15 protein-coding genes and 1 tRNA gene are annotated in these 18,737 nt (G+C 66.7%); 9 read left to right on the plus strand and 7 right to left on the minus strand.

All coding sequences use genetic code 11. The annotated features are described in order from the left end of the window. Window positions 1-34: 34 nt before the first annotated feature. The 3 genes from CFB47_RS04845 to zwf all read right to left on the minus strand — a co-directional run bounded on the left by CFB47_RS04845 (window position 35) and on the right by zwf (window position 4,179). Window positions 35-1,963, minus strand: a complete 1,929-nt coding sequence (locus CFB47_RS04845; RefSeq protein WP_089439434.1) for a bifunctional transcriptional regulator/glucokinase — start codon at window positions 1,961-1,963, stop codon at window positions 35-37. Beyond that, on the minus strand, window positions 1,941-2,621 hold the full coding sequence (gene pgl, locus CFB47_RS04850) for a 6-phosphogluconolactonase (RefSeq protein WP_089460554.1): 681 nt from the start codon (window positions 2,619-2,621) through the stop codon (window positions 1,941-1,943). The genes CFB47_RS04845 and pgl overlap by 23 nt, the downstream gene beginning before the upstream one ends. Window positions 2,622-2,709: 88 nt before the next feature. Then, the gene (zwf, locus tag CFB47_RS04855) at window positions 2,710-4,179 is read right to left on the minus strand and encodes a glucose-6-phosphate dehydrogenase (protein WP_089439436.1); all 1,470 of its coding nucleotides are present in this window, start codon (window positions 4,177-4,179) and stop codon (window positions 2,710-2,712) included. A gap of 431 nt (window positions 4,180-4,610) precedes the next feature. Here zwf and CFB47_RS04860 point away from each other — a divergent pair, with 431 nt between their 5' ends. From CFB47_RS04860 to CFB47_RS04875, 4 genes are all read left to right on the plus strand, one after another. Continuing rightward, window positions 4,611-5,858, plus strand: a complete 1,248-nt coding sequence (locus CFB47_RS04860) for an ABC transporter substrate-binding protein (protein WP_059485260.1) — start codon at window positions 4,611-4,613, stop codon at window positions 5,856-5,858. A gap of 139 nt (window positions 5,859-5,997) precedes the next feature. Beyond that, a complete protein-coding gene (locus CFB47_RS04865) occupies window positions 5,998-6,936 on the plus strand; it encodes a carbohydrate ABC transporter permease (RefSeq protein ID WP_089439437.1) in 939 nt (312 codons plus the stop codon). After that, window positions 6,926-7,783, plus strand: a complete 858-nt coding sequence (locus tag CFB47_RS04870) for a carbohydrate ABC transporter permease (protein ID WP_011544828.1) — start codon at window positions 6,926-6,928, stop codon at window positions 7,781-7,783. The genes CFB47_RS04865 and CFB47_RS04870 overlap by 11 nt, the downstream gene beginning before the upstream one ends. Before the next feature lie 112 nt (window positions 7,784-7,895). Then, a complete protein-coding gene (locus CFB47_RS04875; RefSeq protein WP_089439438.1) occupies window positions 7,896-9,014 on the plus strand; it encodes an ABC transporter ATP-binding protein in 1,119 nt (372 codons plus the stop codon). An 88-nt stretch (window positions 9,015-9,102) separates the two neighbouring features. Here CFB47_RS04875 and CFB47_RS04880 read toward each other — a convergent pair whose 3' ends face one another. The 3 genes from CFB47_RS04880 to trxB all read right to left on the minus strand — a co-directional run bounded on the left by CFB47_RS04880 (window position 9,103) and on the right by trxB (window position 11,592). Further along, on the minus strand, window positions 9,103-9,726 hold the full coding sequence (locus CFB47_RS04880; protein ID WP_089439439.1) for a trimeric intracellular cation channel family protein: 624 nt from the start codon (window positions 9,724-9,726) through the stop codon (window positions 9,103-9,105). Next, on the minus strand, window positions 9,713-10,492 hold the full coding sequence (locus tag CFB47_RS04885) for a Smr/MutS family protein (protein ID WP_089439440.1): 780 nt from the start codon (window positions 10,490-10,492) through the stop codon (window positions 9,713-9,715). The genes CFB47_RS04880 and CFB47_RS04885 overlap by 14 nt, the downstream gene beginning before the upstream one ends. Window positions 10,493-10,629: 137 nt before the next feature. Continuing rightward, on the minus strand, window positions 10,630-11,592 hold the full coding sequence (gene trxB / locus CFB47_RS04890; protein ID WP_089439441.1) for a thioredoxin-disulfide reductase: 963 nt from the start codon (window positions 11,590-11,592) through the stop codon (window positions 10,630-10,632). Between the two features lie 437 nt (window positions 11,593-12,029). Here trxB and CFB47_RS04895 point away from each other — a divergent pair, with 437 nt between their 5' ends. The 3 genes from CFB47_RS04895 (at window position 12,030) to CFB47_RS04905 (ending at window position 16,572) form a co-directional block, all read left to right on the plus strand. Then, window positions 12,030-14,339 (plus strand): DNA translocase FtsK, encoded by a 2,310-nt coding sequence (locus CFB47_RS04895; protein ID WP_089460555.1) that lies wholly within the window; start codon window positions 12,030-12,032, stop codon window positions 14,337-14,339. Window positions 14,340-14,385: 46 nt separating this feature from the next. Next, entirely contained in the window at window positions 14,386-15,075 is a 690-nt protein-coding gene (lolA, locus tag CFB47_RS04900) for an outer membrane lipoprotein chaperone LolA (RefSeq protein ID WP_089439443.1), read from the plus strand. A 186-nt stretch (window positions 15,076-15,261) separates the two neighbouring features. Next, a complete protein-coding gene (locus tag CFB47_RS04905; protein WP_089460556.1) occupies window positions 15,262-16,572 on the plus strand; it encodes a replication-associated recombination protein A in 1,311 nt (436 codons plus the stop codon). Window positions 16,573-16,619: 47 nt separating this feature from the next. Here the strand turns inward: CFB47_RS04905 and CFB47_RS04910 are convergent, their stop codons facing one another. Then, complete coding sequence (locus CFB47_RS04910; RefSeq protein ID WP_089455768.1) at window positions 16,620-16,886, minus strand: DUF2164 domain-containing protein; 267 nt, start codon at window positions 16,884-16,886, stop codon at window positions 16,620-16,622. A gap of 262 nt (window positions 16,887-17,148) precedes the next feature. Between CFB47_RS04910 and serS the strand changes: the two genes are divergently transcribed. Beyond that, window positions 17,149-18,450, plus strand: coding sequence for a serine--tRNA ligase (serS, locus tag CFB47_RS04915; protein WP_089460557.1), 1,302 nt, complete (start codon window positions 17,149-17,151; stop codon window positions 18,448-18,450). A gap of 115 nt (window positions 18,451-18,565) precedes the next feature. After that, window positions 18,566-18,656, plus strand: a tRNA-Ser gene (locus tag CFB47_RS04920). The last annotated feature ends 81 nt before the right edge of the window (window positions 18,657-18,737 follow it).

Raw genomic sequence — 18,737 nt, forward strand, 5'->3', positions numbered from 1 at the left:
TTCGAACGCGGGAAGCGGCTGCCGCCGCGCCGCGTCAATCCCGTGCGACGTCCTTCGCCGCCGGCGACGCACCGTGGCTCAGCCAGTCGAGCACGTCGGCCGTTTCGTCGTCGCTCGCGCGTGCCCGCGCCTGCGCGACGGCCTCGGGCAGTTCGCCGTTCGTCGACGCACGGCGGATCGCGACGCCGACCGCGAGGATGTCGATCATCAGCAGATGCAGGATCCGCGAGATCATCGACAGCTGCGACTCGCGCATCTCGATGTGGTCGGTTTCGAGCGCGACGGTCGCGCGCTTCGCGAGCGGCGTGTTGCTCGACGTGATCGCGATCACCTTCGCGCCGGCCTGCATCGCGACGTCGAGCACGCGCAGCAGCTCGGGCGCGCGTCCCGACTTCGACACCGCGACGATCACGTCGCCCTTGCCGAGCAGCGCGGCCGATGCGGCCTGCATGTACAGGTCGCCGTACGCGATCGTCGGGATCCCGAAGCGGAAGAACTTGTAATGCGCGTCCTGCGCGACGATGTTCGAGTTGCCGAGCCCGTAGAACTCGATGCGCCGCGCGCCGTTCAGGATCTCGATCGCGTTCTCGACATGCTCGAAATTCAGGTGCTCGCGCAACTGCAGGATCGCGGACACCGTGTTGTCGAGCACCTTCGCGCCGAAGTCGGTGGCCGTGTCGCCGAGATGCACCTGGCTGTGGCTCATCGGGATCGTGCCGGTGAGGCCGGTGGCGAGCTTCAGCTTGAAGTCGGACAGCCCCTGGCAGCCGAGCGAGCGGCAGAAGCGGATCACGGTCGGCTGGCTCACGTCGGCCTTGCGCGCGATGTCGACGATCGGATCGTTGATGATCGAGCGCGGATGGTTCAGCGCGAGATCGGCGACGCGGCGCTCGGCCGGCGTCAGCGCGTCGCGCATCTGGCGGATCCGTTCGAACACGGCCGACGACGCGCCGCCCGAGCGGTTCGACAGTTGCTCCGCGAGGATCGCCGATACGCCGAGGAACGCCGGGTATTCGGCGGTGATCAGGTAGGTCGGGATGTTCTCGAGGTAGTGCGTGAAGCGGCCCTTCGCCTCGAAGCGCGCGCGGAACGACGAGCGCGTGAACAGTTCGCCGAGCTTCAGCGCGACCCCGCCGCCGATGTACACGCCGCCGAGCGCACCGAGCGTCAGCGCGACGCTGCCCGCGAACGCGCCGAGAATCCCGCAGAAGCATTCGACCGTCTCGAGCGCGAGTGCGTCGCCCGCATGCGCGCGCTCGACGATCTCGACCGTGTCGACGGTCGCGGCCACGCGCTTCTTGTCGCGCGCGGCGAGCGCGCGATAGATGATCTCCATGCCGGGGCCCGCGCACACGCGTTCGAACGACACATGCGGAAACTTCTTGCGCGCGTACTGCAGCACCAGGTCCTCGCGCTCGTCCTGCGGCGCGAACGATGCATGGCCGCCTTCGCTGCCGAGCGCGATCCAGCGGTCGTCGGCCGGAATCAGCCCCGACACGCCGAGCCCGGTGCCGGGCCCGAGCAGCCCGATCACGCTGTTCTGGCGGCGCGCGCCGCCGCCGACCTGCACGCGCTGCGCGTCGGTCAGCCCCGGCAGCGCCATCGCGAGCGCGGTGAAATCGTTGACGACGAGCAGCGTGTCGAAGCCGAGCGCGCGGCGCGTCGCCTCGATCGAGAAGCTCCAGTCGTGGTTGGTCATCGTGACCTGGTCGCCGTCGACCGGGTTCGCGATCGCGATCGCCGCGTGGTTCACGCGGCTGATCTTCACGTCCTTCAGATACTTGCGGATCGCGTCGGTGATCGTCGGATAGTCGGCGCCGGGATAGACGCGAATCTGCGTGATCTCGCCCGGGCCGGTTTCCAGCGCGAAGCGCGCGTTGGTGCCGCCGACGTCCGCGAGCAGGCGTGGGCCGTCGGCATGCTGACCCGCGACGACCGCCTTACTTTGCGCACCAGTAGACATCGAGCTGGGTCCCCTTGTCGTTGGCCAGTTGGGAAATCGCGTTCTTCTGCAGCGACGCGGCCGCGGCGTCGAGCACCGCGCGTTTGCGTTCGCCCGCGATCAGCAGGAACAGCCGGTCGACGCGCTTGAGCGCATCGAGCGAGAAGCTCACGCGCGCATGCGGCGCGGCGCCGGGATGGACGGCGACGAAACGCTCGGGCGTCGTGATCGCGTGCTCCCATTCGGGCGCATCGGCGAAGATCGACGCGGTATGGCCGTCCTCGCCCATGCCGAGCACCGCGACGCTCGGCACGCGGTAGTCGGCGTTCGCGTTCAGCGCGGCGACGTGAGCGTCGAGCGCGGCGCGCGTGTCGACGAGCGGCAGGAAGCGGGCAGGGGCGGCGGCGTGCTGCAGCAGCGTGTCGCGCACGAGCTGCGCGTTGCTGGCTGCGTCGTCCTCCGGCACCCAGCGGTCGTCGACCAGCGTCACGTCCACGCCGGCCCAGTCGAGCGTCGCGTGCGACAGCGTTTGCAGGAACGGGCGCGGGCTCGTGCCGCCGGACACCGCGAGCGTCGGGCGCGCGGGGCCGGCGAGCGCGGCGCGCAGCGCATCGCCGACGGCGCGCGCGAGCGCTTCGCTTTGCGCTTCCTGGGTGTCGAAAGCGTGAATCTCGATCACATCTCCTCCGGACTGCTTTGTCTGTTCAAATCGTACGAATCGTGGGGCACGTTGCCGCGTACGGTGGCGTGCGCGGCAACGGTTTGCATCAGTTCTCTTCTTCGAGCCAGCAGGTGTCGTGCTGCGCGAGCATCGCGCTCGCCGCGGCCGGCCCCCACGTGCCCGCCGCATACGGCTTGGGCGGCTTCAGCGTGCGTGCCCATTCGTTCAGGATAGGCTCGACCCAGCGCCATGCGGCTTCCTGTTCGTCGCGTCGCACGAAGAGGGCGAGACGGCCGTTGATCACGTCGAGCAGCAGGCGCTGGTACGCCTCCATCTGCCCTTCCTTGAAGAACTGGTCGAACGCGAGGTCGAGGTGCACGCTCGCGAGGTTCATCCCTTCGCCGGGCTGCTTCGCGAGGCAGTACAGGCGGATCGTCTCGTTCGGCTGCAGCCGGATCACGAGGCGGTTCGAACCGGGACGCAGCGCGGTCGGCCCGAGCGCCGAATGCGGCACCGGGCGGAAATTGACGACGATCTCCGCGACGCGATCGGCCAGCCGCTTGCCGGTGCGCAGGAAGAACGGCACGCCGGCCCAGCGCCAGTTCTCGATCTCGACCTTCAATGCGACGAAGGTTTCGGTCTGGCTGTCGGGCTTCACGCCCGGTTCGGTCGCGTAGGCCGGCACCTGCGCGCCCTTGATCACGCCCGCATGATACTGGCCGCGCACGGCCACCTTGCCGATGTCGCGCGGATCGACGGGCTTCAGCGCGCGCAGCACGCGCAGCTTTTCGTCGCGCACCGAATCCGAATCCATCGAATGCGGCGGCTCCATCGCGACGATCGACAGCAACTGCAGCAGGTGGTTCTGCACCATGTCGCGCAGCGCGCCCGTATTGTCGTAGAAATCGCCGCGTGCCTCGACGCCGAGCTCCTCGGCGATCGTGATCTGGATGCTCTCGACCCATTCGCGGCGCCACAGCGGCTCGAACAGCGCATTGCCGAAGCGCAGCGCGAGCAGGTTCTGCACGGGTTCTTTACCGAGGTAGTGGTCGATCCGGTAGATCTGGTCTTCCGCGAAGATTTCGCCGACCGCGTCGTTGATCGCGTTCGACGACTTCAGGTCGTAGCCGAGCGGCTTCTCGAGCACGATGCGCGAGCCTTCGCTCAGGCCGACCGACGCGAGCGCCTTGCAGATCGGCACGAACAGCGACGGGCCCGTCGCGAGATAGAACACGCGGATGCCGGGCAGCGATGCCACCGCGTCGCGCAGCACGACGTAGTCTTCCGCGCGGCCGAGATCGAGATGCACGTACTCGATGCGATCGAGGAAGGACTTCCACGCAGCTTCGTCGAACGCGTTGCCGGCGGCCTTGGCCGCGTGCGGCTTCACGTGCGTGTCGACCCATTCGAGATAGGACGCCCGATCCGATTCATGACGCGCCACGGCGACGATCCGGCCGCTCTCCGCCAGCATGTTCGCACGGTGCGCCTCGAACAGCGCTGGCAGGATCTTGCGCATCGACAGATCGCCGGTGCCGCCGAAAAGTACGAAGGTAAAGCTGGAATCGGTATGCATGTGTCTCCGCCGTGTTGGGGGTGCTCGGAAGCGATCCGTAGTGCGATAAAAATATTTTTGACACTGAATTGTAGTTTAACTACAATCCGCCGCAAGGGGTAGCACCTGGGTGAAGAAAAAAAGAAGTGCGGTCGATGAACCGCGCGAGCTTCGCCTTAGGGAACGCCATGTGCCGAATGTTATCGGACATTGACGGCGCGCATCGTCAGCGCGGCGTCGGCCCCGGGCTCGCGCCGCATCATCGCGGCGGGCCAGAAACACAAAGAGGAGACACGCCGTTGAATCTCGATTCACGCTTTCTGTAAGAGCCCGGCCGGTCATCGGCCCCGTACGCTGCATGCGTCCCGCGGCTCGATTTCCCCGTCGTTATCAAGAAGCCGGTTCCCCGTCGGGGAACCTCACGAGTTGATTCAGTCTGGAGGAGATAAGTAATGAAAGTTCGCTCGATCATGGGTGCGCTCTGCGCTGCAGGTCTGATGGCCGGCGCCGTGGCGGCGCAGGCAGCCGAGAATGTGACGGTGCTGCACTGGTGGACCTCGGGTGGCGAGTCGAAGGCCGTCGGCGTGCTGAAGGACGACGTGCAGAAGCAGGGCTACGTGTGGAAGGATTTTGCGGTCGCGGGCGGCGCCGGCGCCGCGGCCATGACCGCGCTGAAGACCAAGGTGATCAGCGGCGACGCACCGTCGGCCGCGCAGATCAAGGGCCCGCTGATCCAGGACTGGGCCGACCAGGGCGTACTCGTCAACATCGATTCCGCTGCCGGCGACTGGAAGCAGAACCTGCCGCCGGAAATCGACAAGATCATCAAGTACAAGGGCCACACCGTCGCGGCGCCGTTCTCGGTGCACCGCGTGAACTGGCTGTACATCAACAAGGCCGCGCTCGACAAGGTCGGCGCGAAGGTGCCGACCACCTGGCCTGAATTCTTCGCGGTGGCCGACAAGCTGAAGGCCGCGGGCATCCAGCCGGTCGCGATGGGCGGCCAGCCGTGGCAGGACCTGACGCTGTGGGAAGACGTCGTGCTGTCGCAGGGCCCGGCGTTCTACAAGAAGGCGCTGGTCGACCTCGACCAGGCGACGCTGACTTCGCCGCAGATGCTGTCCGTGTTCGATACGGTGCGCAAGATCCAGGGCTACTTTGATACCGGCCGCAACGGCCGCGACTGGAACCTCGCGACCGCGATGGTGATCAACGGCAAGGCCGGCATGCAGTTCATGGGCGACTGGGCGAAGGGCGAGTTCGAGAACGCCGGCAAGAAGGCGGGCAAGGACTACATCTGCGCGGCAGTGCCGGGCACGGCGAATGCCTATACGTTCAACGTCGATTCGTTCGTGTTCTTCCAGCAGAAGGGCGAGAAGAACGCGACGCCGGGCCAGCTCGCGCTCGCGAAGACGATCATGACGCCGGACTTCCAGGAGCAGTTCAGCCTGCTGAAGGGTTCGGTGCCGGTCCGCCTCGGCGTGAAGATGGACAAGTTCGACGACTGCGCGAAGAAGTCGTATGCCGACGAGCAGACCGCGATCAAGTCGGGCGGCTTCGTCCCGTCGCTCGCGCACGGGATGGCGCAGAGCGACGCGACCGCCGGCGCGATCACGGACGTCGTGACGAAGTTCATGAACTCGCAGCAGGATTCGAAGAGCGCGGTCGCCGCGCTCGCGAAGGCCGCGAAGGTCAAGTAACGCGCGACAGGCGCCCGGCCGGAAACGCTTCATCGGCCGGGCGTTTTTGCATGTGCAGCAAACGGGCTCGCCCGCGAAGCCCGTGCCGTACCCGGCGCCGGCCCGGCCTGCGTCGCCCTCGTTCCAGGAGTCGAATCAAGTGGCTGCCCCTCTTAGCGGAAACGGATCCGGCGCTGCCGCCGCACGGCGTACGTCGCCGATGTCGGCCTTCGCCGATCGCTGGATCCCGAAGCTCGTGCTTGCGCCGAGCGTCGCGATCGCCGTGGTGTTCATCTACGGCTTCATCCTGATTACCGGCTATCTGTCGCTGACCCGTTCGCGGCTGTTGCCGAACTACGAATTCGACGGCTTCGGCCGTTACTCGGACCTGTTCCAGAACGACGTGTGGTGGACCTCCGCCGCGAACCTCGGCTGGTTCGGGATTCCGTTCATCGTGATCTGCGTCGCGCTCGGGCTGTTCCTCGCGATCCTGCTCGACCAGCGGATCCGCAACGAAGGCGCGCTGCGCGCGGTCTTCCTGTACCCGATGGCGCTGTCGTTCATCGTCACCGGCACCGCGTGGCAGTGGATCCTGAACCCGGGCCTCGGCCTCGAGAAGGTGATGCACGACTGGGGCTGGACGAGCTTCTCGTTCGGCTGGCTCGACGATCCGGACAAGGCGATCTTCTGCGTGGTGATCGCGGCCGTGTGGCAGTCGACCGGCTTCGTGATGGCGCTGTTCCTCGCGGGGCTGCGCGGGGTCGACGCGGAGATCTTCAAGGCCGCGCAGGTCGATGGCGCGACGCTGCCGACCATCTACCGCAAGATCGTGATCCCGAGCATGCGCCCGGTGTTCTTCTCGGTGCTGCTGATCCTCTGCCACATCACGATCAAGACCTTCGACCTCGTCGTCGCGCTGACGGCGGGCGGCCCGGGCACGTCGTCGTCGCTGCCGGCCATGTTCATGTACACGTTTTCGTTCAACCGCGGCCAGCTCGGGCTCGGCGCGGCGTCCTCGGTGATGATGCTCGCGACCGTGGTCGCGGTGCTGGTGCCGCTGATGTATATGGAATCGAGGAGCACCCGCAATGCAGCCTAAGATGACGATCAGCCGGGCAGTGATCTATGCGGCACTGATCCTGTTCGCGCTGTATTTCCTGTTCCCGATCTACGTGATGCTGTCGACGTCGTTCAAGGATCTCGACCAGCTGCGCACCGGCAACCTGCTGACGCCGCCCACCACGTGGACCGTCGACCCGTGGGTGAAGGCCTGGAGCGGCGCGTGCACCGGCGTGCGCTGCGACGGCATGAAGCCGTTCTTCCTGAACTCGCTGCAGATGGTGATCCCGGCCGTGCTGATCTCGTCGCTGATCGGCGCGTTCAACGGCTACGTGCTCACGCACTGGCGCTTTCGCGGCGCTGACGCGCTGTTCACGATGATGCTGGTCGGCTGCTTCATCCCGTTCCAGGTGATCCTGCTGCCGATGGCGCGCCTGCAGGGGATGCTCGGCCTCGCCAACACGATTCCGGGCCTCGTGTTCGTGCACGTCGTGTACGGCATCGCGTTCACGACGATGTTCTTCCGCAACTTCTACGTGAGCGTGCCGGCCGAGCTCGTGAAGGCCGCGCGCATCGACGGCGCGGGCTTCTTCACGATCTTCACGAAGATCCTGCTGCCGGTGTCGCTGCCGATCTTCATGGTGTGCCTGATCTGGCAATTCACGCAGATCTGGAACGACTTCCTGTTCGGGATCGTGTTCTCCGGCGTCGATTCGATGCCGATCACGGTTGCGCTGAACAACCTCGTCAACACGTCGACGGGCGTGAAGGAATACAACGTCGACATGGCCGGCGCGATCATCGCCGCGCTGCCGACGCTGCTCGTCTACATCGTCGCCGGCCGCTACTTCGTGCGCGGCCTGACGGCGGGCGCGGTGAAGGGGTAAGCGCGGCTTCATCCGATACGACGAACCGGCCGCGCCTTGCGCGCGGCGCATCGAAACGAACCCGACGCGGCGCCGGAGTGTGCCGCGCGAGACGAGACAGAGGATTCACAGCATGGCAAGCCTTTCCATCCGTGACGTGTACAAGACCTACCCGAACGGGGTGCCGGTCCTGAAGGGTGTCGACATCGAGATCGAGGACGGACAGTTCCTGATCCTGGTCGGCGGGTCGGGCTGCGGGAAGTCGACGCTGCTCAACATGATCGCCGGGCTCGAGACCGTGACGAGCGGCGAGATCTGCATCGACGGCAAGGTCGTCAACGACCTGTCGCCGAAGGATCGCGACATCGCGATGGTGTTCCAGTCGTACGCGCTGTATCCGTCGATGACGGTGCGCGAGAACATCTCGTTCGGCCTGAACATCCGCAAGGTGCCGAAGAGCGAACAGCAGCAGATCGTCGAGCGCGTGTCGCAGATGCTGCAGATCCAGCACCTGCTCGACCGCAAGCCGGGCCAGCTGTCGGGCGGCCAGCGCCAGCGGGTCGCGATGGGTCGTGCGCTCGCGCGCGATCCGTCGCTGTTCCTGTTCGACGAGCCGCTGTCGAACCTCGACGCGAAGCTGCGCATCGAGATGCGCGCGGAAATCAAGCTGCTGCACCAGCGCCTCGGCACGACGATCGTCTACGTGACACACGACCAGATCGAGGCGATGACGCTCGGCGACCGGATCGCGGTGATGAAGGACGGCGTGGTCCAGCAGTTCGGCGCGCCGCAGGAGATCTACGATTCGCCGTCGAACCTGTTCGTCGCGGGCTTCATCGGCGCGCCGCCGATGAACTTCATCAACGGCAAGTTGGTCGAGCAGGGCAGCGGGATCGCGCTTGAAGTCGACACGGGCGTGAAGCGCGGCGTGCTGAACCTGCCGTTCGATGCGGCGAAGCTGAAGTCGCACGTCGGCCGCGAGGTGATCCTCGGCCTGCGCCCGGAGCGCATCACCGACGTGCGCCATGCGCACAACGGCGACGCGTCGCATCTGCAACCGTTCGACGTGCGCGTCGACGTGACCGAGCCGACCGGGCCGGACACGCACGTGTTCGCGCAGGTAAACGGCAAGCGCATCGTGAGCCGCGTGCATCCGGCCGCGAACCCGCAGCCCGACCAGACGCTGTCGCTGCTGTTCGACGTGTCGAAGGCGGTGCTGTTCGATCCGGCGTCGGAGGAGCGGATCGCGTAAGGTCGCGCGAGCGCTGAACGAAGAAAAAAGGGCCGTCTTCGGACGGCCCTTTGGTTTTTTGGCGTGGCGGATGATGCCGCGGCGGCGCTCAGTGCGGCAGCCTTACGTCGAACTTGAACGTCGCGAGCCGCGCGACGAGGATGAAGCCGGTCGCGAGCAGCACGCTGTAGACGGAATCGAACTGCAGCCATACGAGCAGCAGGTAGAACCAGCAGCCGACGAACGCGCAGGTCGCGTAGGGCCGCGAATCGCGCAGGATCAGCGGGATGTCGTTGCACAGCACGTCGCGGATGATCCCGCCGACCACGCCCGTGATCACGCCCATCATCACCGCGATGAAGCGCGGCATCTCGGCATCGAGCGCGATCGCCGTGCCCGAGATGCTGAAGATCCCGAGCCCGATCGCATCGGCGACGAGCAGCAGCCGCTCGGCCGATATTCGCGACAGCATCCGCAGCACGAACGGCGCGAACAGCGCGAGCACGAAGATCACGATCACGTAGTCGTCATGCACGACCCAGTAGAACGGCCGGCGCTCGAGCAGGATGTCGCGCAGCGTGCCGCCGCCGAACGCGGTGGCGAGCGCCACCACGAACGTGCCGACCGAGTCGAGGCGGTTCTTGCGTGCCTCGATGAAGCCCGAGATCGCAAAGGCCAGCGTGGCGATCGCCTCCAGTACCGCGATCGCGAGCGTCAGCCTAGGATGCGGCACGCGGCCCCCGGTCGCCCGGCGCCGCGAACGGCTGCAGCAGCACCAGCACCGCGCCCGCGCCGCCGTCGTGGCCGCGCGCCTCGCAGAACGCGATCACTTCTTCCTTCTGCACGAGCCACGCGCGCACCTTGCCTTTCAGCACCGGTTCCTTGCCGATCGAGCCGAGCCCCTTGCCGTGGATCACGCGCAGGCAGCGCAGCCCCTTCTTGCCGGCTTCGCGGATGAACTCGGCGAGCGCGTCGCGCGCCTCGTCGCGCCGCATCCCGTGCAGGTCGATCTGCGCCTGCACGATCCATGCGCCGCTGCGCAGCTTGCGCACGACGTCGCGGCTGATGCCGGGGCGGTGGTAGTACAGCGAGTCGTCGCTGTCGAGCAGCGTCTCGGGATCGAATTCGTCGGACAGCGTCGCGTTCAGCACGGCTTCCTCGTCGCGCTGCGTCTGCTTCGGCACCGGGTCGGGCGGCGTGCGGCCGGCCGCCGCGCGCGGCGGCGCGTTCAGCGGGCGGATCGCGCCGATCTCGTTGCGGAACAGGTTCGCGTCGGCTTCCGCCTTGCGCTCGGCCTTGGCCGTTTCGATGCGCTCGCGGTCGCGGCGATCGGCTTCGCCTTGCAGCGACTTGCGCAGCGCGCCGAGGCCCGCGAGCCCCTGGCCGCGCAACGCGGCGGGATCGGGCGCGGGCGCCGGCGCGACGGGCGCGGGGTTCGCGGGACGGGCGGCGATCTGGCGCTTTGCGGGATCGCTCGGATGGGGCTGGTTCTTCGCCATGATTCGGTACGCAGGGCAGGCGCGTTCGGGCGCGCGGGCAAAAAAAAGCCGCTGCACGGCGGCAGCGGCTTGTCCGGCCAGACCCGCTTCGCGGCAGCGGACGCCATTGTAGCGCCCGGCGCGACAGGTCTCGCGGCTTACTTCTTGTCGTGCAGGCTTTCGAGGTAGCGCTGCGCGTCGAGCGCGGCCATGCAGCCCGTGCCGGCGCTGGTGATCGCCTGGCGGTACACGTTGTCCTGCACGTCGCCCGCGGCAAACACGCCCGGCACGCTCGTCGACGTCGCGTTGCCGTGCAGGCCGCTCTTCGTCAGGATGTAGCCGTCCTTCATCTCGAGCTGACCCTGGAACAGGTCGGTGTTCGGCTTGTGGCCGATCGCGACGAACACGCCCTGCACGGCGAGATCTTCCGTCGAGCCGGTCTTCACGTTCTTGATGCGCAGGCCGGTGACGCCCGAATCCTCGCCGGTCACTTCGTCGAGCACGTGATCCCACTTGATCACGACCGCGCCTTCCTTTTCCTTCTCCAGCAGGCGGTCGATCAGGATCGGCTCCGCGCGGAACTTGTCGCGGCGATGGATCACCGTGACCTTCTTCGCGATGCCGGTCAGGTAGAGCGCTTCCTCGACGGCCGTGTTGCCGCCGCCGATCACCGCGACTTCCTGGTTGCGATAGAAGAAGCCGTCGCAGGTCGCGCAGGCCGACACGCCCTTGCCCATGAACGCTTCTTCGGACGGCAGACCGAGATACTGCGCGGACGCGCCGGTCGCGATGATCAGCGAGTCGCACGTGTATTCGCCCGAGTCGCCGATCAGGCGGATCGGCTGCTCGTGCAGCTTCGCGGTGTGGATGTGGTCGAACACGATTTCGGTGTTGAAGCGTTCCGCGTGCTCCTGGAAGCGCGCCATCAGCTCCGGACCCTGCACGCCTTTCGCGTCTGCCGGCCAGTTTTCGACGTCGGTCGTGGTCATCAGCTGGCCGCCCTGCGCGATGCCGGTGATCAGCACCGGGGACAGGTTGGCGCGTGCCGCGTAGACGGCAGCCGTGTAGCCGGCAGGGCCGGAACCGAGAATCAGGACTTTGGCGTGTTTGGGCGTGGACATGTGCGAATCCGTAAAAGGCGGCCGCGGCGGGCGGGGTAGGGCTCGCCGTACGATCCGGGTTGACCGGGATGCCGTCATAGATGGGTATCAGACGCGCATTATAAAGGCCCCGTTGCCGCGTTGCCGAACGAGAGTTTCAATCGTCGCGATAGTGTCGGGCGGCGCAACGGACGCGCACGCGGGTGGGCGAGGCGCGCGGCGGCGCGCTGCCGCACGGGGGCGGCGGGGCCTGGCGCCGGGGCGGGGAGCGTGACAGCGGTGCCCGACGGAGCCGGACGGCCGGGGTGAAAGGGCGCTGCGGCGCGCGTCCGACGGGCCGTCCGTACCCCGGCCCCGTTATGTAACCGTCATTTACACTTGGCGGCCCGGTGCAGCGTTTACAATAAGCGGGATCGAACGACAGGCGGGCGCATGGCTCGTCCTCTAAATACGGATTCATGGCAAAAGCTCCTTATTCCGCCCAGGCACAGGCGTTGCCGCACCGGATGTCGAAGCTCCTCACGGAGATCCGCTGGATTCTCCAGGTCGCGCTCTGCGCATTTCTGGTGATGGCCCTGCTGAGCTACAGCCGGCGCGATCCGAGCTGGACGCACGCCGCCCAGGTGGACCACATCACGAACTGGGCCGGCCGCGTCGGCGCGTGGACGGCCGACATCATCCTGCTGCTGTTCGGCCTGTCGGCCTACTGGCTGATCGTGCCGCTCGCGCGGCGCATCGCCGTCAACTACCGCCGCATCACGCGCCACGAGGCGGTCTCGGACGAACCCGAGCGGCCGATCGGCTGGCTCACCGAAATCCTCGCGTTCGTGCTCGTCGTGCTGGCGTGCGACGGCATCGAGGCGCTGCGCATGTGGTCGCTGAAGGTGCAGTTGCCGCGTGCGCCGGGCGGTGTCGTCGGCGAGGCCGTCGCGGGCGCGATGTCGCACGCGTTCGGCTTCACGGGTGGCACGCTGCTGCTGCTGATCGCGCTCGCGATCGGCCTGTCGCTGTATTTCCGCTTCTCGTGGCTGTCGGTCGCCGAGCGCGTCGGCGGCGCGATTCTGTCCGCCGTCAACGTCGCGAAGCTGCGTCGCGAGGCCGAGCGCGACCGCAAGCTCGGCGAGGCCGCGGCCGTGCGCCGCGAAGGCAAGGTCGAGGAGGAGCGCGTGCGCATCGAGGATCACGAGCCCGTGACGATCGTGCCGCCGGTCGTCACGCCGGCGAAGTCCGAGCGCGTCGAGCGCGAGCGCCAGGTGCCGCTCTTCACCGACCTGCCGGGCGATTCGACGTTGCCGCCGGTATCGCTGCTCGACTCCGCGCCGAAGGCGCAGGAGGCGATCTCCGCCGATACGCTCGAATTCACGTCGCGCCTGATCGAGAAGAAGCTGAAGGACTTCGGCGTCGAGGCGAGCGTCGTCGCCGCGTATCCGGGCCCGGTCGTCACGCGCTACGAGATCGAGCCGGCCACCGGCGTGAAGGGCAGCCAGATCGTCAACCTCGCGAAGGATATCGCGCGCTCGCTGTCGCTCGTGTCGATCCGCGTCGTCGAGACGATTCCCGGCAAGAACTACATGGCGCTCGAACTGCCGAACCAGCGCCGCCAGACGGTCCACCTGTCCGAGATCATCGGCTCCGAGGTGTACGCGGCCGCGTCGTCGGCGCTGACGCTGAGCCTCGGCAAGGACATCGGCGGCAAGCCGGTGTGCGCGGATCTCGCCAAGATGCCGCACCTGCTGGTGGCCGGCACGACCGGCTCGGGCAAGTCGGTCGGGATCAACGCGATGATCCTGTCGCTGCTATATAAAGCGACCGCCGATCAGGTGCGCCTGATCCTGATCGATCCGAAGATGCTCGAAATGAGCGTCTACGAAGGGATTCCGCACTTGCTGTGCCCGGTCGTCACCGACATGCGTCAGGCCGGCCATGCGCTGAACTGGACGGTCGCGGAGATGGAGCGCCGCTACAAGCTGATGAGCAAGCTCGGCGTGCGTAACCTCGCGGGCTACAACAACAAGATCGACGAAGCCGCGAAGCGTGAGGAGAAGCTGCCGAATCCGTTCAGCCTGACGCCGGAAGATCCCGAGCCGCTCGGCCGCCTGCCGAACATCGTCGTGGTGATCGACGAGCTGGCCGACCTGATGATGGTCGTCGGCAAGAAGGTCGAGGAACTGATTGCACGGATCGCGCAGAAGGCGCGCGCGGCCGGCATCCACCTGATCCTCGCGACGCAGCGTCCGTCGGTCGACGTGATCACCGGCCTGATCAAGGCGAACGTGCCGACCCGGATCGCGTTCCAGGTGTCGTCGAAGATCGACTCGCGCACGATTCTCGACCAGATGGGCGCCGAATCGCTGCTCGGGATGGGCGACATGCTGTACCTGGCGCCGGGCACCGGGCTGCCGGTGCGCGTGCATGGCGCGTTCGTCGCGGATGACGAAGTGCACCGCGTCGTCGAGAAGCTCAAGGAGCAGGGCGAGCCGAACTACGTCGAGGGCCTGCTCGAAGGCGGCACGGCCGACGGCGACGAGGGCTCGGCCGGCGCGGGAACCGGCGAAGGCGGCGAGGAGTCTGATCCGCTGTACGACCAGGCGGTCGAGATCGTCATCAAGAACCGCCGCGCATCGATCTCGCTCGTGCAGCGCCACCTGCGGATCGGCTACAACCGCGCGGCGCGGCTGCTCGAGCAGATGGAGCAGTCGGGGCTCGTGTCGGCGATGTCGTCGAGCGGCAACCGCGAAATTCTTGTGCCGGCGCGCGACGCGGAATGAGTCCGCGGCGTTCGCAGCGCCGGCCACCCAGGGAGAAAACCGCAATATGCAGCAACATTCGTTCGCAATGTCCCTTCGTTCGACGCGGCGCTGGCTCGGCGCGGCGCTCGCCGGCGCGTCGCTGATGCTCGCGGCGACGCACGCGTTCGCGGGCGGCACCGAGCAACTGAAGGCGTTCGTGTCGCAGGTGCGTTCGGCGAAGGGCGACTTCACGCAGCAGATCGTCAAGGCCCCGGCGAAGGGTGCGAGCGCCGCGCAGGCCGTGCCGAAGCCCACCGACAATTCGAGCGGCACGTTCGTGTTCGCGCGTCCGGGCAAGTTCATCTGGACGTACCAGAAGCCGTACCAGCAGGTGCTGCAGGCCGACGGCGACAAGCTCTACGTGTACGACCGCGACCTGAACCAGGTCACCGAGCGCAAGCTGAACGGCGCGCTGGGCGCGAGCCCCGCCGCGATCCTGTTCGGCAGCAACGATCTGGAGAAGAACTACACGCTGCGCGATGCCGGCGAAAAGGGCGGCATCGAGTGGCTCGAAATGCTGCCGAAGGCGCAGGACACGCAGTTCCAGCGGATCGGCATCGGCTTCAAGAACGGCACGCTCGCCGCGATGGAACTGCACGACGTGTTCGGCAACGTCACGCTGCTGACGTTCACGAACATCCAGACGAATCCGGCGCTGAAGGGCGATACGTTCAAGTTCGTCGTGCCGAAGGGCGCCGACGTGATCACCGGCTGACCGGCGCCCGCGCGCTGCTGTTTCACCGAAGGGCCTGCCGGCGACGGCAGGCCCTTGTTGTTTCTGGGCGCCGGGCGCTGGACGCGAGCACCCGGCACCAGGCGCGGCGGTGCTTTCGTGCGGCTGTCATAATGTCGGGTCCGGCGGCCGGTTCGGCCGCCATTGTTTGATGTGGAGCCAGGGTTCATGTCCGACCTGTTTCAAGTCGAGCCGCGCCGCCCGCTCGCCGAGGCGCTGCGGCCGAAGACGCTCGCCGAGGTGATCGGCCAGACGCATTTGCTGGGCGAAGGCAAGCCGCTGCGGCTCGCGTTCGAATCGGGCAAGCCGCATTCGATGATCCTGTGGGGGCCGCCCGGCGTCGGCAAGACGACGCTCGCCCGGCTTACCGCGCTCGCGTTCGACTGCGAGTTCATTGCGCTGTCCGCGGTGCTTGGCGGCGTGAAGGACATCCGCGAGTCGATGGAGCAGGCAAAGGACACGCTGAACCGCACCGGCCGCCACACGATCCTGTTCGTCGACGAAATCCACCGCTTCAACAAGGGGCAGCAGGATGCGTTGCTGCCGTTCGTCGAGTCGGGGCTCGTGACCTTCATCGGCGCGACGACCGAGAACCCGAGCTTCGAGGTCAACTCGGCGTTGCTGTCGCGAGCGCAGGTGTACGTGCTGAAGTCGCTGGACGACGACGAGATGCGCCAGTTGCTGAGGCGCGCACGGGAAATCGCGCTCGACGGCCTGTCGTTCGACGACAAGGCGGTCGATACGCTGGTCGGCTATGCGGACGGCGATGCGCGGCGCTTCCTGAACCTGCTCGAGCAGGCGCAGACGGCGGCCACCTCGGCCGGCACCACGACGATCGATGCCGAATTCGTCAGCAGCGCGATGACGCTGAACGCACGGCGCTTCGACAAGGGCGGCGACAACTTCTACGACCAGATCTCGGCGCTGCACAAGTCGGTGCGCGGTTCGAGCCCGGACGGCGCACTGTACTGGTTCTGCCGGATGATCGACGGCGGCGCGGATCCGAAGTATCTCGCGCGGCGGATCGTGCGGATGGCGTGGGAAGACATCGGCCTCGCCGATCCGCGCGCGCTGCAGGTGGCGAACGACGCGGCCGAAACCTACGAGCGGCTCGGCTCGCCCGAAGGCGAGCTCGCGCTCGGGCAGGCGGTGATCTATCTCGCATGCGCGGCGAAGAGCAACGCGGGCTACAACGCGTTCAACCAGGCGATGGCGTTCGTGAAGCAGGACAAGTCGCGCGAGGTGCCCGTGCATCTGCGCAACGCGCCGACCAAGCTGATGAAGGAACTCGGCTACGGTCATGCGTACCGTTACGCACACGACGAGCCGAATGCGTATGCCGCCGGCGAGACGTACCTGCCGGACGGGATGCGCGAGCCGCGCTGGTACAAGCCGGTGCCGCGCGGGCTCGAATCGAAGATCGCCGACAAGCTCGCGTGGCTGCGCGAACTCGACCGCGAGGCCGGCAAGAAGGACTGAGCCGGGCACCGTCCGGCGCGGCCTGCGCCGATGCGGCCGCAAACGCGTCAGCGCTTGCGGGCCGGCTGCTTCTTCCAGTAGCCGAACGGCTCCTGATGGCACTCGATGTCGAGTTCGGTGACGCGGGCGTGCAGGCTCTGCTGCGCATCCGCGATCGCGAGGTTGTAGATCGCGGGCGCGATTTCCTCGACGAAGAAGTTCAGCAGGGCACCCGCCTGGATATTGCCGATCGGCTCATCCATGTTTTCCGTGAAATAGCGTTGCAGCGACGCGATCGCGCGGTCGCGTACGTCCTTCTCCAGTTCGATGGCCATCGGGTTCCTTGAGTCGTTGTGACGGGGGCGCGTGCCGCGTTCGATGCGTTGCGGCGGGCACGCCCGGGTGTTTCGCGATCCGCGGCGCGTCGATGCCGCGCGATTTCGCGGGTGCCGGCGGGCGGACCGGCAATGCGATACTGCCATGGCCGTCGCGCCACGGTCATCGCCCGTTTGCAGCATTGTCCGTCCGGCCAGTGCCGTGTCGGCCCCGCGGTGCGTTAGAATTCCCGTCTTACACAACGATTCTCCAAGTCCTCCCATGCTCGACATCCAGTTGCTGCGCAAAGACCTCGACGGCGTCGCCCAGCGCCTCGCCGATCGCGGCTACACCCTCGACATCGCCGCCTTCTCCGCGCTCGAAGCGGAACGCCGCGCGATCCAGACCCGTACCGAAGAGCTCCAGGCGCGCCGCAACAGCCTGTCGAAGCAGATTGGCGCGATGAAGGGGAAGGGCGAGGACACGTCGGCCGTGATGGCCGAGGTCGGCGGGATCGGCGACGAAATGAAGGCGGGGGAAGCCAAGCTCGGCGAGATCCAGGCGCGCCTGTCCGACCTGATGCTGGGCATGCCGAACGTCGCACATGAAAGCGTGCCGGTCGGCAAGGACGAAGCCGACAACGTCGAGGTGCGCCGTTGGGGCACGCCGCGCCAGTTCGATTTCGCGGTGAAGGATCACGTCGACGTCGGCACGCCGCTCGGCCTCGATTTCGAGACCGGCGCGAAGCTCGCCGGCGCGCGCTTCACGATGCTGCGCGGCCCGATCGCACGCCTGCACCGCGCGCTCGCGCAGTTCATGATCGACACGCACACGCAGCAGCACGGCTATACCGAGACGTATACGCCGTACATCGTGAACCCCGAGATCCTGTACGGCACGGGCCAGCTGCCGAAGTTCGCGGACGACATGTTCCGCGTCGAGAAGGGCGGCGAGGATAACAAGGTCACGCAATACCTGATCTCCACGTCGGAAATCTCGCTGACCAACACCGTGCGCGAGTCGATCGTCGACGCGTCCGCACTGCCGATCAAGCTGACCGCGCATTCCCCGTGCTTCCGCTCGGAAGCCGGTTCGTACGGCCGCGACACGCGCGGCATGATCCGCCAGCACCAGTTCGACAAGGTCGAGATGGTGCAGGTCGTCGCGCCGGAAACGTCGTACGCCGCGCTCGACGAGATGGTTGGCCATGCGGAAGCGATCCTGCAGAAGCTCGGCCTGCCGTACCGCGTGATCACGCTGTGCACGGGCGACATGGGCTTCTCGGCCGCGAAGACGTTCGACCTCGAAGTGTGGCTGCCTGCGCAGAACACCTATCGCGAGATCTCGAGCTGCTCGAATACCGAAGCGTTCCAGGCGCGCCGGATGCAGGCGCGTTTCCGCAACGCGCAAGGCAAGCCGGAGCTCGTGCATACGCTGAACGGTTCGGGTCTCGCCGTCGGCCGTACGCTCGTCGCGGTGCTGGAGAACTACCAGAACGCGGACGGCTCGGTCACGGTGCCGGAAGCGCTGCGTCCGTACATGGGCGGCATCGAGCGTATCGACGCGCCGGCACAGGCGTCGTAACGCGGCCTTCAAAGCCCTCGCAAAAAAATTTGCAGAAAGGGCTTGTCAGCTGCGAAGCGCTCGTCTTATAATCTTTTTCTCGCGGAAACGACCAACCGCGAGATGCAGCAAGGAAGGAGAGGTGGCAGAGTGGTCGAATGTACCTGACTCGAAATCAGGCGTACGGTTTCCCCGTACCGTGGGTTCGAATCCCACCCTCTCCGCCAAAATACGAAGCCCCTTGATCCGGAAGGATCAAGGGGTTTTTCGTTTTGGGTTCGCGGTGCGTACGTCGAGTCGCAAGCCGT

The organism is Burkholderia sp. AU27893 (genome assembly GCF_002223205.1).
Lineage (GTDB): Bacteria > Pseudomonadota > Gammaproteobacteria > Burkholderiales > Burkholderiaceae > Burkholderia.

Coding starts and splice junctions, on each gene's coding strand:
- CFB47_RS04845 (WP_089439434.1), bottom strand. CDS start 1,963: ATGTCTACTGGTGCGCAAAGTAAGGCGGTCGTCGCGGGTCAGCATGCC.
- zwf (WP_089439436.1), bottom strand. CDS start 4,179: ATGCATACCGATTCCAGCTTTACCTTCGTACTTTTCGGCGGCACCGGC.
- CFB47_RS04860 (WP_059485260.1), top strand. CDS start 4,611: ATGAAAGTTCGCTCGATCATGGGTGCGCTCTGCGCTGCAGGTCTGATG.
- CFB47_RS04870 (WP_011544828.1), top strand. CDS start 6,926: ATGCAGCCTAAGATGACGATCAGCCGGGCAGTGATCTATGCGGCACTG.
- CFB47_RS04875 (WP_089439438.1), top strand. CDS start 7,896: ATGGCAAGCCTTTCCATCCGTGACGTGTACAAGACCTACCCGAACGGG.
- CFB47_RS04885 (WP_089439440.1), bottom strand. CDS start 10,492: ATGGCGAAGAACCAGCCCCATCCGAGCGATCCCGCAAAGCGCCAGATC.
- trxB (WP_089439441.1), bottom strand. CDS start 11,592: ATGTCCACGCCCAAACACGCCAAAGTCCTGATTCTCGGTTCCGGCCCT.
- CFB47_RS04895 (WP_089460555.1), top strand. CDS start 12,030: ATGGCAAAAGCTCCTTATTCCGCCCAGGCACAGGCGTTGCCGCACCGG.
- lolA (WP_089439443.1), top strand. CDS start 14,386: ATGCAGCAACATTCGTTCGCAATGTCCCTTCGTTCGACGCGGCGCTGG.
- CFB47_RS04905 (WP_089460556.1), top strand. CDS start 15,262: ATGTCCGACCTGTTTCAAGTCGAGCCGCGCCGCCCGCTCGCCGAGGCG.
- CFB47_RS04910 (WP_089455768.1), bottom strand. CDS start 16,886: ATGGCCATCGAACTGGAGAAGGACGTACGCGACCGCGCGATCGCGTCG.
- serS (WP_089460557.1), top strand. CDS start 17,149: ATGCTCGACATCCAGTTGCTGCGCAAAGACCTCGACGGCGTCGCCCAG.